13 protein-coding genes and 1 pseudogene are annotated in these 15339 nt (G+C 61.4%); 5 read left to right on the top strand and 9 right to left on the bottom strand.

Annotation, left to right across the window (positions count from 1 at the left end):
* Window positions 1-117 precede the first annotated feature (117 nt).
* Both SKA58_RS06000 and SKA58_RS05995 read left to right on the top strand, forming a co-directional pair.
* Window positions 118-2259 (top strand): alpha-glucuronidase family glycosyl hydrolase, encoded by a 2142-nt coding sequence (locus tag SKA58_RS06000; RefSeq protein WP_009821490.1) that lies wholly within the window; start codon window positions 118-120, stop codon window positions 2257-2259.
* Between the two features lie 72 nt (window positions 2260-2331).
* Window positions 2332-3408 carry a LacI family DNA-binding transcriptional regulator gene (locus SKA58_RS05995; protein ID WP_009821489.1) on the top strand — a complete coding sequence of 359 codons (1077 nt, stop codon included), beginning with the start codon at window positions 2332-2334 and terminating at the stop codon, window positions 3406-3408.
* A 59-nt stretch (window positions 3409-3467) separates the two neighbouring features.
* Here SKA58_RS05995 and pyrF read toward each other — a convergent pair whose 3' ends face one another.
* The 8 genes from pyrF to SKA58_RS05955 all read right to left on the bottom strand — a co-directional run bounded on the left by pyrF (window position 3468) and on the right by SKA58_RS05955 (window position 10408).
* Window positions 3468-4142 carry an orotidine-5'-phosphate decarboxylase gene (gene pyrF / locus SKA58_RS05990; RefSeq protein ID WP_009821488.1) on the bottom strand — a complete coding sequence of 225 codons (675 nt, stop codon included), beginning with the start codon at window positions 4140-4142 and terminating at the stop codon, window positions 3468-3470.
* Window positions 4139-4519, bottom strand: coding sequence for a lipopolysaccharide assembly protein LapA domain-containing protein (locus SKA58_RS05985; protein WP_009821487.1), 381 nt, complete (start codon window positions 4517-4519; stop codon window positions 4139-4141). Before SKA58_RS05985 ends, pyrF begins: the two co-directional genes overlap by 4 nt.
* 33 nt (window positions 4520-4552) lie before the next feature.
* Entirely contained in the window at window positions 4553-5422 is an 870-nt protein-coding gene (locus tag SKA58_RS05980) for an aldose 1-epimerase (protein ID WP_009821486.1), read from the bottom strand.
* 17 nt (window positions 5423-5439) lie between these two features.
* Window positions 5440-6852, bottom strand: coding sequence for a sugar porter family MFS transporter (locus tag SKA58_RS05975; RefSeq protein WP_037542652.1), 1413 nt, complete (start codon window positions 6850-6852; stop codon window positions 5440-5442).
* 21 nt (window positions 6853-6873) lie between these two features.
* Complete coding sequence (locus SKA58_RS05970) at window positions 6874-7749, bottom strand: SMP-30/gluconolactonase/LRE family protein (protein ID WP_009821484.1); 876 nt, start codon at window positions 7747-7749, stop codon at window positions 6874-6876.
* Window position 7750: 1 nt separating this feature from the next.
* The gene (locus SKA58_RS05965; protein WP_009821483.1) at window positions 7751-8509 is read right to left on the bottom strand and encodes an SDR family NAD(P)-dependent oxidoreductase; all 759 of its coding nucleotides are present in this window, start codon (window positions 8507-8509) and stop codon (window positions 7751-7753) included.
* Window positions 8506-9648, bottom strand: a complete 1143-nt coding sequence (locus tag SKA58_RS05960; RefSeq protein WP_037542175.1) for a fumarylacetoacetate hydrolase family protein — start codon at window positions 9646-9648, stop codon at window positions 8506-8508. Before SKA58_RS05960 ends, SKA58_RS05965 begins: the two co-directional genes overlap by 4 nt.
* Window positions 9649-10000: 352 nt before the next feature.
* Window positions 10001-10408 (bottom strand): hypothetical protein, encoded by a 408-nt coding sequence (locus SKA58_RS05955; RefSeq protein WP_009821481.1) that lies wholly within the window; start codon window positions 10406-10408, stop codon window positions 10001-10003.
* Between the two features lie 281 nt (window positions 10409-10689).
* Here SKA58_RS05955 and purB point away from each other — a divergent pair, with 281 nt between their 5' ends.
* Together purB and SKA58_RS19380 are read left to right on the top strand one after the other, a co-directional pair.
* A complete protein-coding gene (gene purB, locus SKA58_RS05950; protein ID WP_009821480.1) occupies window positions 10690-12006 on the top strand; it encodes an adenylosuccinate lyase in 1317 nt (438 codons plus the stop codon).
* Window positions 12007-12679: 673 nt separating this feature from the next.
* Window positions 12680-13087: a DUF488 domain-containing protein gene (locus SKA58_RS19380; protein WP_232209372.1), complete on the top strand. Its 408-nt coding sequence runs from the start codon at window positions 12680-12682 to the stop codon at window positions 13085-13087.
* 413 nt (window positions 13088-13500) lie between these two features.
* On the opposite strand, the pseudogene SKA58_RS05940 reads toward SKA58_RS19380, so the two are convergent.
* Window positions 13501-14699 (bottom strand): annotated as a pseudogene (locus SKA58_RS05940) (IS256 family transposase).
* A gap of 174 nt (window positions 14700-14873) precedes the next feature.
* Between SKA58_RS05940 and SKA58_RS19820 the strand changes: the two are divergent.
* Window positions 14874-15329, top strand: coding sequence for a hypothetical protein (locus tag SKA58_RS19820; RefSeq protein ID WP_009821476.1), 456 nt, complete (start codon window positions 14874-14876; stop codon window positions 15327-15329).
* The last annotated feature ends 10 nt before the right edge of the window (window positions 15330-15339 follow it).

The raw sequence follows: 15339 nt of genomic DNA, 5'->3' as shown, positions 1-15339 counted from the left end.
ACACGGTTTTCGCTTGCAGCCTATCAGCTGATAACGCTACCATCGCGGCAGAAACCCGGCTTGTCAATGCAGTTCCTGTCGCCGACACGCCAGTAGATAAGAGGAGAGGGAAAAGTGATGGCGCGCCTGTTCTGCTATATGATGGCCATGGTCATGGCGATGCTGGCTCTGCCCGTTCGGGCGGAAGACGGCTATGATCTGTGGCTGCGTTATGCCCCGGCGGAGCAGGCCCGCGCTGCGGACATCAGCGCCCACGCCCGCACCATCGTGCCTGTGGAAAATGGCTCAACCATGGAAGTCGCCACACGGGAATTGCAGCGTGCTGTTGCGCATATGACCGGACGCGCGCCCACGCTCGCGACCACGCCGACCGCCGGAGCGCTCTGGCTGGCGACGCCTCGCTCTGCGCCCGGCATCCCATTATCGCTCAAGGGGCTTGGCGCGGAGGGCTATGCCATCCGGTCCATCGACCGGGGCGGTCAACCGGTGACGCTGATTGCCGCGAACAGCGACATCGGCTTGTTGCACGGCGCCTTCCACTGGCTGCGCCTTGCCCAGACGAACGCCCCGCTTGACCGGCTCGACATTCGCAGCGCGCCGCGCATCGGCCTGCGCCTTCTGAACCACTGGGACAATCTCGATGGTACGGTGGAGCGCGGTTATGCCGGCATGTCGATATGGGACTGGTGGCGTCTGCCGGACTATAAGGGTCCGCGCTATACCGACTATGCGCGCGCCAACGCCTCCATCGGCATCAACGGCACCGTGCTCAACAATGTGAACGCGAAGGCAGAGAGCCTGAGCGCGCCTTATATCGCCAAGGCGGCGGCCCTGGCAGACATATTCCGGCCTTACGGCATCAAGGTGTATCTGTCGGTCAAATGGACCGCGCCGATGGAACTCGACGGCCTGAAGACGGCCGATCCGCTGGACGCCCAGGTCGCCGCATGGTGGAAAGCCAAGGCCAGCGAGATATATCGGGCTATCCCCGATTTCGGCGGATTCCTGGTCAAAGCTAACAGCGAAGGCCAGCCTGGCCCTCAAGACTATGATCGTACCCATGCCGACGGGGCCAATATGCTGGCCGCCGCCGTGAAACCCCATGGCGGCATCGTGATGTGGCGCGCCTTCGTCTATGCGCACGATAATCCGGATGACCGGGCCAAGCAGGCCTATGATGATTTCAAGCCGCTCGACGGGCAATTTGCCGACAATGTGCTCGTGCAGGTCAAAAATGGCGCGATCGACTTTCAGCCGCGCGAGCCTTTCCATCCCCTGTTCGGCGCAATGCCCAAGACGCCGCTGATGATGGAATTCCAGATCACCAAGGAATATCTCGGCCAGTCTACCCACCTCACCTATCTTGGCCCGCTATTTGAAGAAGCGCTCGACGCGGACACCTATGCAAAGGGCAAGGGCTCTACGGTCGCGAAAGTCATCGACGGATCGCTGGACGGGCACAAGCTGACTGGCATCGCCGGCGTCGCCAATATCGGGGTCGACCGTGACTGGAGCGGCTCGATCTTCAACCAGGCGGACTGGTATGCCTTTGGCCGCCTTGCTTGGGATCCGGGCTTGTCTGCCAACGCCATAGCGCGCGAATGGACCGCCATGACATTTTCGCCCGACCCGCGTCTTGTCGATCCGGTCGTCGCCATGATGATGGGTTCGCGCGAGGCGGCGGTCGATTACATGACGCCGCTGGGCCTCGCCCATGTCATGGCCACCGGGCATCATTATGGCCCGGCGCCCTGGGTTTCGGATCTGGCCCGCCCGGAATGGAACCCCGTCTATTATCACAAGGCGGACGCGGACGGGATCGGCTTTGACCGGACCAAAAGCGGCAGTAATGCAATCGCCCAATATGCGCCGGTCATAGCACGGCGTCTCGCGAACCCAGCCACGACGCCGGAAAGCGAATTGCTCTGGTTCCATCATCTGCCGTGGGACTATCGCCTCAAGTCCGGCGAGACACTCTGGAACGGCCTTGTGCATCGTTATGATCACGGCGTCGCCTACGTGGCCGGCATGCAGCGGACTTGGGAGGGCCTTCGCCCGCTGGTCGATGCGGAACGCTTTGCCCAGACCGAAGCCTTCCTGGCGATCCAGCATCGGGAGGCGCAATGGTGGCGCGACGCCAGCATCGCCTATTTTCAATCGATCAATCACCTCCCGCTGCCGGCAGATGCCATGGCCCCGGCGCATGACCTGGACTGGTACAAGGCACAGAGTTTCCCGTACGCGCCGGGCCATCATTGATTTTTCGATTCTACAAAGGGAGCGGTTGTCGTTACCAAGGCTCAATATAATATTTCACGAAAGCCGCCGCCGTTGACCGACACCCGCTCTTCCCGCCGCCAGCGCAATGCTCCTACGATCAACGACGTCGCGCGACATGCCGGTGTTTCGCCGATGACGGTGTCGCGCGTGATCAATGGCGAACAGGTTGTTCGGCCGGAAACGCGCGCCAAGGTTGAAGCCGCAATTGCCGCCATGAATTATGCGCCCAGTGCAGCGGCGCGAATGCTGGCTGGCGGCGATGAAATTCGTGTCGGGCTTCTCTATTCCAACCCCTCCTCCTCCTATCTTAGCGAATTTCTGGTCGGCAGCCTGGACCAGGCCAGCCGCAGCGGCATCGACCTGGTGGTGGAAAAATGGGACGAGGAAACCGCAATCGCTGACGTCGTGGCGCATCTGGAGCGCGGACGCATCGATGGCGTGATCCTGCCACCGCCGCTATGCGACCATGATGACATGGTCCAGGCGCTGGACCGAGCCGGGATCCCGGCGGTGGCGGTCGCAACCGGCCGGCCGCCGTCCGATCTTGCCGCGGTCAGCATCGACGACCGGCAGGCCGCCTATGAAATGACCCGCCATCTTATTGCGTTAGGGCATGCGCGCATTGGTTTCATCAAGGGCAACCCCAACCAGAGCGCCAGCACGCGCCGGTTCGAAGGCTACGTCCAGGCGCTTGGCGAGGCCGGCCTGCCGGTAGAGGACGAACTCATCGCGCAAGGCTATTTCACCTATCGGTCGGGCTTGGACGCCGCGGAACATATCCTGTCGCTAGCAGAGCCGCCGACCGCCATCTTCGCCAGCAATGACGACATGGCTGCTGCGACGGTCGCAATAGCGCATCGTTCGGGTCTTGACGTGCCCGGCGATCTAACGGTCTGCGGCTTCGACGATACCTCGCTCGCCACCACCATCTGGCCGGAACTAACGACGATCCGCCAGCCGATCAGCGCCATGGCGCGGGCTGCGGTTGAAGTGCTGGTTCGGCAGCTTAAGACCCGCCGCAGCCAATCGGTCGAGGCGGCAGCGCATCTGGTGCTCGATCACGATCTTGTTCGTCGCCAATCCGACGCCGCGCCTCGATCGCGCCCGAGACAACGTCCGGCGCCCTGAGTTAGCGGAGAGTTTACGCGTCTCCATTAAAGAATGTTGCAAGTCGGAGGAGCGCCGGTTCAAAGCGTCGCTTCGATCGCGCGCGCCGCCAGGTCAGGATCGTCCGCCAGACTGATCGGACGGCCAACCACCAGGATCGACGCCCCATTATCGAGCGCCTGACGCGGCGTGACGGCGCGCTTCTGATCACCCATTGCGCCACCTGTAGGACGAACGCCTGGCACGACAAAAAATCCGTCGGCCCAGGCCTTCTTCGCCATTGCCACCTCCTCGCCGGAACAGACGATGCCATCCAACCCTGCGTCCTGCGCCAGGTCAGCCAGGCGCCGGACCTGATCAGGCGCGTTTGCAGCCACGCCGATATCGCTCAGGTCGCCATCGTCCAGGCTGGTCAGCACGGTGACGGCCACCACCTTGGTATTGACGCCTGCCGCAGCCTTTGCGTCCTCCAGCATGGCGCGGCCGCCGGCGGCGTGGACGGTCAGAATCGCCGGCTCCAGCATGTGCAGCGCTTGCACCGCCTTGGCGACCGTGTTGGGAATGTCGTGCAGCTTGAGATCGAGGAAGATCGGCAGGCCAAACTTGGTCATCTCATGCACGCCATGATGCCCATTGGCGCAGAAAAATTCGAGCCCAAGCTTCAGCCCGCCCACATGATGCCGCACTTGACCGGCCAGATGCTGTGCCTTTGCAAGATCGGGCGTATCGATGGCGACGTAAACGGGACTGGTCATGCAGGGCCTGTCGAACTGGAGGTGGAGGGCAATGGATCGCCCTGCGACAATGTCGGCGGCGGCGCGCCGGGATCAGGCGCTGCCGGTACCGGGTCGGAGGCTGGCGTCATGCCCGCAGGAGCCGGCGCCGTCGCCATGGCGGCGAGGGCCCGCTCGGTATTGCTGAGCCGACGTTTCAGCCGCCAGCGCGTCGCCCGGGCCATTATCCAGAAGGGCAAGGCGCCCAGCAGGAACGCTCCGATCAGCAGCACCGGCAGCTTGGTTTCCATGACCAGATCACCCCACAGCCGCACCGTGACCGGAACATAGTTCGCCATGCAAAAGAAGGCGAGCGCCACAGCTATGACGACCCAGAAAGCGGTCCGCAGAAATTGCATTGGCGTTTACCCTCACTGCCCATTTGGGGTAGCTTAGGCGATCCCGCCGGATTTCGGAAGCGCCTGATCGCTCTTGTCGATTGCGATGATCATATGCAGGCTCGCCGTATCGCCGGGGTCGAGCATTGTCATGCCGCCGCGGTTGATCGCGTCGGGCATGTGGCTGACGGGCTCCAGGCAGAAGAACGCGGCACCCGGTGGCCGATAAACATGAAGCCACTGCGCGCCGACGGCGCTGATCCTCATCCCGATGCCATCGCCGCGCTGCACGGTCGCGGTGCCATCCCAGCCCCCATAGACATTGTCGATCAGACTGTCGCCCAACACCCGCGCCGCGCTCGACCAAACGCCCAACATATCCGCCGGCGCCTCATCCTGCGGCAGCATGTCCGGGGACGAAAGCCAGACTGTGTCTGCGGCAAAATGCAGCATCGTCTCTTTATCGGCCGCAAAATAGGGATGGAAACCGAGACCGGCGGGCATCGGGCGGTCGCTCTCGTTGAACAGCGACAGCGAAAGCGACAATTGCGCCGGGGTCAGCCGCACCTCCTGCTTCGCCCGATAGCGCCAAGGCCATCCGGCATCGCCGCCATGGTCATGCACCATCAGAACATGGTCCGCAGCTGTCGTCTTCGCCGTCCAGTTCGTCTGCCAGCCAAAGCCATGAATGCTATGCGGATGATCGCCGAAGTTGCGGGGCAGCCAATAGTCTTCGCCATCGACGGTGAAGCGACCGTCGGCAATCCGGTTGGCGTAGGGCACGAGCGGAAAGCACGCCATCGCCAGTGGATCCGTCGTTCCTTCCGGAGTCTTTCGCAACAGGTCGACGCCATCCAGCGCCAGGCCGGTAAGCGACCCGCCGATCGCGGGCGACAGCACTGCCTCCAGCGCCCCCGCCCGCAATGTGATGATCTGCGTGTTCAGCCGACCATATCCTCTAGCTCACGACCTTTGGTTTCGTTGACCATCGCCCGCACGAAGAAGAAGGAAATCAGCGCGAAGAAGGCATAGCCGACATAAGCGACGGCAAGCCCCGGCCACACCACCAGCGAGGGAAAACTGACCGACACCAATGCATTGGCGATCCACTGCGCGAAACCCGCCACCGCTAGACCCGATCCGCGAATCTGGTTGGGGAACATTTCACCCAGCATGACCCACATGATCGGCCCCCAACTCATGTTGAAGAAGATCACGTATAGATTGGCGGCGACCAGCGCCAGGACACCATTATTGCCGGGCAGCGACACCGCGCCATCCGCGCCAGTGATCGCCGTCGAAAAGGCATAGGCGACCGTCGCCAACGTCACGGCCATGCCCGCCGATCCGATCAGCAGCAGCGGCTTGCGGCCAATCCGGTCGACCATGGCGATGGTGGCGAGGCAGGCGCCAATCGAAAGCACACCAGACAAGATGTTGGTCTGGAGCGCATAATCCTCCGAAAAGCCGACCGCTTCCCACAGGGTTGCGCCATAATAGAAAACGACATTGATGCCGACCAATTGCTGGAAGACGGCAAGGCCAATGCCGGTCCACACGATCGGACGCACCTTGCCGCTGGTCTTGTCGATCAGGTCGCTAAGCGTTGGCCGGTGATGGTCCGCGGCCAGACTGGCGCGAATCTCGGCCACCTTGCGGGTCGCTTCCGCTTCGCCGAACAGGCGGGTGAGCACGGCATGCGCGCGATCATCCAGTCCACGCGCGACAAGGTAGCGGGGGCTTTCTGGAATGATGAGCAGAGCGAGAAAGTAGATGGCGGCAGGAATAGCCTGCAACCAGAACATCCAGCGCCAGGCGGGAAAGTCCATCCAAAGTTCGGCCGTCGATCCGCCGGCATAGCGTGCCAGCACGAAATTCGCGACGAACGCCCCGGTCAGGCCGGAAATGATCATGACCTGTTGGATCGAGGACAAGCGCCCGCGAATGGCGGCCGGCGTGACTTCGGAAATATAAACCGGCGAAATGACGCTGGCGGCACCGACACCCAGGCCGCCGACGATCCGGGCAATGATGAAGACCGCCGAAGATCCGGCCGCACCGGCGAGCAGCGCGCTCGCCAGGAACAGGATCGCGGAAAGCATCATGACGCCGCGGCGGCCAATGATGTCAGCCATGCGTCCCGCGCCAAACGCACCGATCGACGAGCCGACGAGGATCGCGCCCACATTGACGCCAATGCCCAGGCTGCCCAGATCAAAGGCACTTTCCAGCCCTTTTTGCGTGCCGTTGATGACGCCGCTGTCATAGCCGAACATGAACCCACCGATCGTCGCGACCGCGACGATGGCGACAATGAAGGCCATATTGACCTTCGCCGCACTCCCCTCACTCATCATCCTGTCCTTCCCGCTCTTCTATATCGTTGCTATCTGACCCGGCAGCCCGGCAACACCGGGATCGAAGACAAAGAGATCACCCGCCAGAGGCTGATTTGTCAACGCTGTCACGTCCAGCCCCTTGCGCGCCGTGGTCGCATAGGCGGTGCGAAGTTCCTCACCGCCAAAGGCGATCTTCGTCACATTCGCGACCGGGAAGCGGACTTCGCGCATCAGCTTTCCGGCCGGATCGTAGCGGCGCACCGCCCAGCCGCCGAACAAGCCAGTCCAAAGGCAGCCTTCGGCGTCCACGGTTGGGCCGTCAGGATAGCCGGCCCCTTCCTCTATCTGTGCAAACAAAACGGGCTCCCCGACATTTCCATCCGCCGCGACATCGGCGCGCCATATGCGTTTGCCCAGCGTGTCGGTATGATAGACAATACGGCCATCCGGAGAAAAGGCAGGGCCATTGGTGATGGAGACCGCCGGCAGGTTCACCTGTTTGCACGCATCGGCGAAAAAGCGGTAGAAATAGCCGCTCGACTGCGCTTCGGCATCATCCATGGTCCCGAACCAGAGGGCACCATCGGGTGCGACACAGGCGTCATTCTGTCGGTTCCCCGGCATATGGCCCTCGGGCGCGTGGAGGGCGGCGAAACTGGCATCCGCGGGATTGAACCGGTGCACGCCCGATTGCAGCCCGACAGCGAACAGGCTGTCAGCCGTTGGCAGGATCCAGCCGATCTGGCCGGGCGTCGTCCAGCTGCGCGCGACCTCCCGGGCCGGGTCATAGCAATGAATGCGATGCGCCTTGATATCCACGAACCAGAGCGCACGGTCGCGCGCGACCCAGACCGGCCCTTCGCCCAATGTTGCGCCGATCGACAAAATGCTGCGGGGCGCAGCGGTCGTCATGTCAGCGCCACCCGGCGTCGATGAAATAGTCATGGCCTGTGCAGTAGCGTGCGTCGTCCGACGCGAGGAACATTGCCAGGGCAGCGACATCGGCAGGCAGGATGCGACCATCCAGGCACTGTGCTGCGACGATTTCCGCCTCTCCTTCCGGCGTATACCACTTCTCCTGGCGCGGGGTCTTTACGTTGCCGGGAATGATAGTGTTGACCCGAATGTTATCGCGACCAAGATCCCGCGCCAGACTGCGGGTCAGCCCCTCGATGGCGGCTTTCGCGGTCTGATAAAGCGTGAGTTCGGGGAGCGCCAGGTGCCAGCTGATCGAGCCGAAGTTGAGGATGACGCCGCCGCCAGCGCGCTTCATCGCGGGCGCAGCCGCCTGCGCAGCGAAAAACAGATGCCGCAGGTTCACCGCCATGCGATCGTCCCAATAAGCCGGGGTCACGTCCTCGATGCCATGACGATCGTCATTGGCGGCGTTGTTGACGAGGATGTCGATACCGCCGAGTTGCTGTTCGACGGCAGCCATCATCGCCTGAACTTTCTCAATGTCGCGCAGATCGACTTCATAGAATTGAGGCACGAAATCGCTCCCCGTCAGGCGCGCGACAAGCGCCTCGCTTTCGGTCGCCGCGATGTCGCAGAAGGCGACATGAGCACCCTGTCCGGCAAAGGCTTCGACCAGTCCTTCACCGATACCGCTGCCGCCGCCGGAAATGAAAACCCTTTTGCCCTTCAGGCTGGGGTAGATGGCGCGGCTCATGCAGGGTCTTTCTGTTGCGTGTTCAGTAAGCCGCGGGCGGCAAGATTGGTCATCAGGGCAATGACGCCAAAGTCCCAGGCCGCAGCGTCCTTCGACGTCACAACCTCGTTAACCAGCTTGCCCAAGCGCGGTGTAGAAATGGCAACACGATCGCCGACTTTGTGCGTAAATCCCCGGCCGGGTTCGTCCCGGTCCTGAACCGGCGCGAACAGCGTGCCCAGAAACAACGCGAAGCCATCAGGATATTGATGTTCGGACAAGGTCTGCCGGACCAGCTCCAGCGGATCACGGCTGATCTGGTTCATGCTGCTGGCGCCTTCCAGCCGATACCCTTCGGGCCCGTCAATGGTAAGTTCGACTTCCGCGTTGCGGACATCGTCGATCGTGAAATCCTCATCGAACAGTCGGATAAGCGGTCCAAGCGCACAGGAGGCGTTATTATCCTTCGCCTTGCCCAGCAACAATGCCGATCGCCCCTCAAAATCACGCAGGTTGACGTCGTTGCCCAAGGTGGCGCCAATGGCCGCGCCGGCAGCGTTCACCAGCAACACGATTTCCGGTTCAGGATTGTTCCAGGTGGAATCCGACCGGATGCCGATTGGGGCGCCGGGACCCACCGACGACAAAATCGGGGCTTTGGTGAACACCTCTGCGTCGGGGCCGATTGCGACTTCCAGATATTGCGACCAGAGTCCGTCTTCAATCAACGCCGCCTTGAGCGCGGCGGCCTCCGAAGTGCCGGGCACGACATTGCGGATCGAGCCCCCCACCCTGTCTTCCAGCCGTGCGCGGATGTCGCTGGCGGCGGCGGCATCGCCGCGCGCCCGTTCCTCGATCACGCGCTCCAGCGCCGATACCGCGAAGGTGACGCCGCACGCCTTGACGCATTGCAGGTCGACCGGACTGAGAAGGGGCGTGGACAAGCTGTCGAGCGACCCGATGCGCCGGCCTGAGTTAGAGGGCAGTGGCAGCATATCAGCCAGCTGCGCGACTGTCGGGGCGACGCTGCTCATGTCATACGCAATGCCGTCGCACACCAGGATCGGGCTTGGACCTTCTGCGGTCTGCACGCGGCCAAGAAACATGCCCTTACGCCAGTCACTCGGCAGAAAATCGAGCAAGGAAACAGCCCCCGACATTAGCACCTCTCCACAAAACCCGCATCATTGTTGATAGCGCTACCACCACAATTTCGGGGACTTTGTCAAGGGCTGTTGCATGTGTCGGGATTTTGTAGGGCGATAATCGCGGGCCGCTGAACTTTCGTTCCGGACCGAACGGCTTGGCGCATCATGGGTCGGTGACACGAGAAGCGGGACGCGATTGACGGGCATCGGGTCGTTGGCGGGCGTTGCGACGCGGCTTTATGCGCGGTCAGCCGTGAACCGGATAGGACAGCAAAGGGCGGCATGGCCTTCGTTCCATGCCGCCCCCTGGTGCGACCCGTTTGGGTATCATTCCGCCCTTCGTGACTGGCGGGAATCCTCTGTGTCAGGCGCCTGCGCTGAGATAGGTGATCAGTTCGGACTTGCTGACCATCATGCTTTTGTCGGCATCGGCCGAGGTGAAGGCGCCGTTTGCCCAGGCCGTGACCTGATCAGCGGGCAGTTGCTGCCCGGTGGCCTTCATCTCCTGGCTTTTGAGCGTCACCATCCAGCGGGAAAATTCCGACTGGTCGAGCTGGCCGTCGCTGTTGGCGTCATAGGCCGGAAATTCGCTATCGACGATCGACGCTACGGAGGTTGCGGGTGCCGGCTGAGTTGCAGGCTGGGCGGGCATCGCCGCGGAGGGCGCCGCCGGGGCGGCCGGCTGCGATGCGGCGCCCGGCGTCATCGCCTGCTGCGCCAATGCCGGCGTCGCGATCGCCAGAGCGGTTGTGAACAAAATCGTCCGGATCATGCTGATCTCCTGTTATTCAATATTCCCGGACCAGCAGCGGCGCGGCAGGTCCGTCCAATAGTGAACAAATAATAGCTCAACAGGCCGAGATGTTCCTGAATTTCTATTCATATTCCGCCATTCGACCAGCAAAATCTTTCGATTCATCTGTTTCATCACACGCAATGTTCGGCGCTGGCGAAAGACCATGGGCATATGCACGTCGATTTGCCCGCGGCGGGCGACGCTGCTAGGTGGCGCGGCACATTTCCTTTCCGTTTCCAGCCAGACAGGATTCGCCCATGATCCCCCGCTATTCCCGCCCGCAGATGACCGCCCTCTGGGAGCCGGAGGCGCGCTTCAAAATCTGGTTCGAGATCGAGGCGCATGCGACCGAGAAGCTGGGCGAGCTGGGCGTGGTGCCGCCGTCGGCCGCCAAGGCGCTGTGGGACTGGTGGGCGACCAACCCGGCGATCGACGTGGACGCGATCGACGCGATCGAGGCCGTGACCAAGCATGACGTCATCGCCTTCCTGACCTGGGTCGCCGAGCAGGTCGGCGACGAAGCCCGCTTCATGCACCAGGGCATGACCAGTTCGGACGTGCTCGACACCTGCCTGGCGGTGCAGCTGACCCGCGCCGCCGATATCTTGATCGAGGATCTCGACCGGCTGCTGGACGTCATCAAGCGCCGCGCGTTCGAGCACAAGCTGACCCCGACGATCGGCCGCAGCCATGGTATCCATGCCGAGCCGGTGACGTTTGGCCTGAAAATGGCGGAAGCCTATGCCGAATTCAGCCGCTGCCGCACGCGGCTGATCGCGGCGCGGGCCGAAGTCGCCACCTGCGCCATTTCCGGCGCGGTCGGCACCTTCGCCAATATCGACCCGCGCGTCGAGGAGCATGTGGCCGAGCAGCTGGGCCTTGCCATCGAGCCGGTATCGACGCAGGTCATCCCGCGTGACCGCCATGCGATGTTCTTCGCGACGCTGGGCGTCATCGCATCGTCGATCGAGCGGCTGGCGGTCGAGGTGCGCCACCTGCAACGCACCGAAGTGCTGGAGGCGGAGGAATATTTCTCGCCCGGCCAGAAGGGGTCGAGCGCGATGCCGCACAAGCGCAACCCGGTGCTGACCGAAAATCTGACCGGCCTTGCCCGCATGGTGCGCGCCTATGCCCTGCCCGCGATGGAGAATGTCGCGCTGTGGCATGAGCGGGACATCAGCCATTCGTCGGTCGAACGCTATATCGGCCCGGACGCGACCATCACGCTGGACTTCGCGCTCGGCCGCCTGACCGGGGTGATCGACAAGCTGCTGGTGTACCCTGAGCGGATGATGAAGAATCTCGACAAGATGGGCGGTCTGGTCCACTCGCAGCGCGTGCTGCTGGCGCTGACGCAGGCGGGGGTCAGCCGCGAGGACAGCTATCGCTACGTCCAGCGCAACGCGATGAAGGTGTGGGAATCGGACGGGCAATTGTCGCTGATGGAGTTGCTCAAGGCCGACGCCGACGTCACCGCCGCCCTGTCGCCCGATCAGATCGAGGAGAAATTCAACCTCGATTATCATTTCCGCCAGGTCGATACGATTTTCGAGCGGGTGTTCGGCAAGGCCTGACCCCACAGCGCCCAGCGGCGCACTGCCGAGTCGCCGGGTGACTGTGACAGCAGGGCGAAGTTCACAGTGTCGTCGGCCTTTTTCGGCCCGAAGCGACCCTGACGCGACCGCGAAGCGACCATAAGGCGACCACGAAGCGACACCCTGCGCCGGGCGAACGGGCGGCCTGTGGGGCGTCCGAACAGCGTTGGCGCGGGCGGGCAAATGCGTCATCCGCAAGGGTAGATCAGGAATAATCCTACATTGGTAGGGGGTGTGGTGGCGTTACGCCGTCGGTGGCTGAGCTGATCGCATTCGGACAGACAACAACCGACGAGAGGTTTATCGCGTAACGCGGGACCCTTCTGCGCGCAGCAAGCCATGCAGCCCAAGATATCGCCTTACGCAGTAGCGATCCTCGCCACATGTCGCCGTGGCCCTCCGGCGAGAAAAGGCACGGAAGTCAAGGACTGGCTTATACAGAGGTCAACCGCAATAAGCAATCGTTGCGCAATCGTTCTAACGCCTGAGAACTCACGCGGATCGAGCAGTCACGAATTGTCAAAGTGCGACCGAGATTGATGGAATTCTGGTTGTTTCTCGCCTAGGGCGCGTGGATCAACACCGTCGCCGATATGCCGGGGAGGCAGACCTGAACAAGATTTACACTCTGGGATATGAAGGTGCCAGCGTCGTGGATTTCATTGCGACGTTGAAGCGTGCCGGAGTATCTTTGCTACTTGATGTGCGTCAGTTGCCCCAGTCTCGCCGCCCTGGCTTTTCGAAACGCGTGCTCTCGGAAGCGTTGAAGGAAGTAGGCATTAGCTATCGGCACGTCCGTCAGCTTGGTGATCCTAAGCCAGGTCGGGATGCTGCGCGCCGCGGCGACATGGCTGAGTTCCGTTTGATTTTCAACGCGCACTTGAAGTCTGATGAGGCCCAGATCGCCATCCAAGAAGCCGCAATCGTCACTCGGGAAGAGACAGTGGCCCTCATGTGCTACGAGCGGGCCCCAAAAGATTGCCACAGATCGATTGTCGCAGAACGAATACGTGACATAGTGTCAGTTGATATTGTTCACTTAGGAGTGCATCCAAGCTGAACGACCGGGAGAACTGTAAATGTCGTTGGCACCTGAGGGATCACATGAGCATAAAGATGATGAGGCTTTCATCATAGTGAAAGCCGCTCCCCGAGCGAGCCAGTCACACGGCGAAACGGTCTGTATGGCTGCCATCGACATGAACGGTAAATGGGTTCGTCTTTATCCCGTCTCATTCCGACATTTGGCTGACGGGAAGAAATTTGGGCGATGGGATCGGATTTCTTATCGCTGGCGAAGGGCCACATCAGACCAGCGAGTTGAATCTCGGCGCGTGGATCAGGATAGCATCGAGATCAAAGGTAAATTGAAGGAAGACGAGCGCCATTCCTTCCTTAACCGGGCAGCTGTGACCGATCGTGTCCCGGGGGATGGTGTAACAGCGGGTATCCTCGGTAGAGGATCGGACTGGATCAGGCTGCCACGCCGGGCAAACTGATGAGGGGATTGTCGCTGACGGTGGCGAGACTTTCAAGTGTCATATATCGGCGAGCCACGGCCCATTCGTCCTGCTGTTCGAGCATGAGGGCTCCGACGAGGCGTACAATGGCCGCGTCATTGGGAAAGATGCCGACAACGTCGGACCTTCGTTTAATCTCTCCGTTGAGACGTTCCAGGGGATTTGTGCTGGAAATCTGCGGCCAATGTTCTTTCGGGAAGGCTGTGTAAGCGAGGACGTCTTCGCGGGAGCCATCCATCATCTCAGCAAGTTTGGGAGCGCGATCACGCAGGGCATCGGCGACTGTTTGCCATTGCTTATGAGCCTCCTGAGCAGTTTCCTGCGCGAAAATTGTCTTGATCATGGCGGTGACGGCAGCACGCTGCTTAGTGGAAACATGGGCGAGCGCATTGCGCATCCAATGAATCCGACAGCGTTGCTGGGTTGCGTGGAAAACCTTGCTGGCAGCGGCGCGTAGCCCTTGTGATCGTCTGCAATGACAAGCTTGACGCCCCGGAGCCCGCGATCGGCAAGAGAGCGCAAGAAGCCCTTCCAGAAGGTTTCGGCCTCGGTTGGCCCGGTGTCGACGCCCAGTATCTCGCGGCGGCCATCGTTGCTGACACCGACAGCTATTATCGTCGCGGTCGACACAATCCGGCCACCCTGGCGCGATTTGATGTAGGTCGCATCGAGCCACAGATAAGGGAATTCGCCCTCGATTGGCCTGTTGAGGAAAGCGTTAACCCGTTCGTCAATCTCTTGGATCAGTCGGCTGACGGCGCTCTTGGAGATGCCCGTAGCGCCCATGGCCTTCACGAGATTATCGACCGATCGCGTCGAAATGCCCTGGACATAGGCTTCCTGGATCACCGCCGTCAGCGCCTTCTCGGCAGTCCGACGGGGTTCAAGGAAGGATGGGAAATACGATCCCTTGCGTAGCCGCGGGATCTCCAGTTCGATGTGGCCGGCCCTGGTCTCCCAGGAACGCTCTCGATAGCCGTTGCGCTGGACCTGTCGCCCGGCAGGGTCGCGAGCGCCATGCGCGGCGCCAGTCAGCACCTGCACTTCAGCTTCCATCATTCGCTCAGCGGCAAATGCCAACATCTCGCGAACGAGATCCGCATCAGCGCCCTTTTCAACCAGCTCAATAAGGGCCATTCTGTCTGTGGTCATCGTCGTCTCCGATAGGTTCATTGGTTTCGCAACCCGAACTCTACCGAAGATTGGCGATGGCCGCCTAGACAGAAGCCATGCCACCGTTGGGGCATGAAGCTCCGGTCGCTACGCTCCCTCCGCTTCACGCCCCAACGGTGACGCTGTTACACCACTTAACGGGACACGGCCGCTGTGACCTCTCTAAAGGCGGAATGGGACCAAGGCCGTAGCCTTGCCATCCTCAATTGCGAAGTTATTGATTTCTGGCACGAACATCAGACCGCAGAGGAGCTTAAGCGGCAGCAGAATGTCTATGATAACATGCGAAAACAGAATGACTTTTTCAGTCAGGGCAATCTGATCCCGCGGGAGGCCTGTCCGCACGTATTCAAATATCGCTATCGCGACGCAGATGGTATTCACATTGGCACATGTCAAGACTGGGAGACCGAAGCCACGTTCCTCAAACGCCGGCATGACCTCGGGAGCGAGGCGGCAGCACTTGAGTGGATGGTAAAGAAATTTGGTGTTGAATTTCCGCTGAAGGGCATGGTTCTGGCCATGGGCACCCACCGGCGCTGGGAAGGTCAGTGGCTCATTAATGGTGTCCTGAGGGCAAACCCGTTAACCCAGATGACGATGTTGTGATCTGCGCAGA

Source organism: Sphingomonas sp. SKA58, assembly GCF_000153545.1.
GTDB lineage: Bacteria > Pseudomonadota > Alphaproteobacteria > Sphingomonadales > Sphingomonadaceae > Sphingobium > Sphingobium soli.
This window is presented reverse-complemented; position numbering and strand designations above follow the sequence as displayed.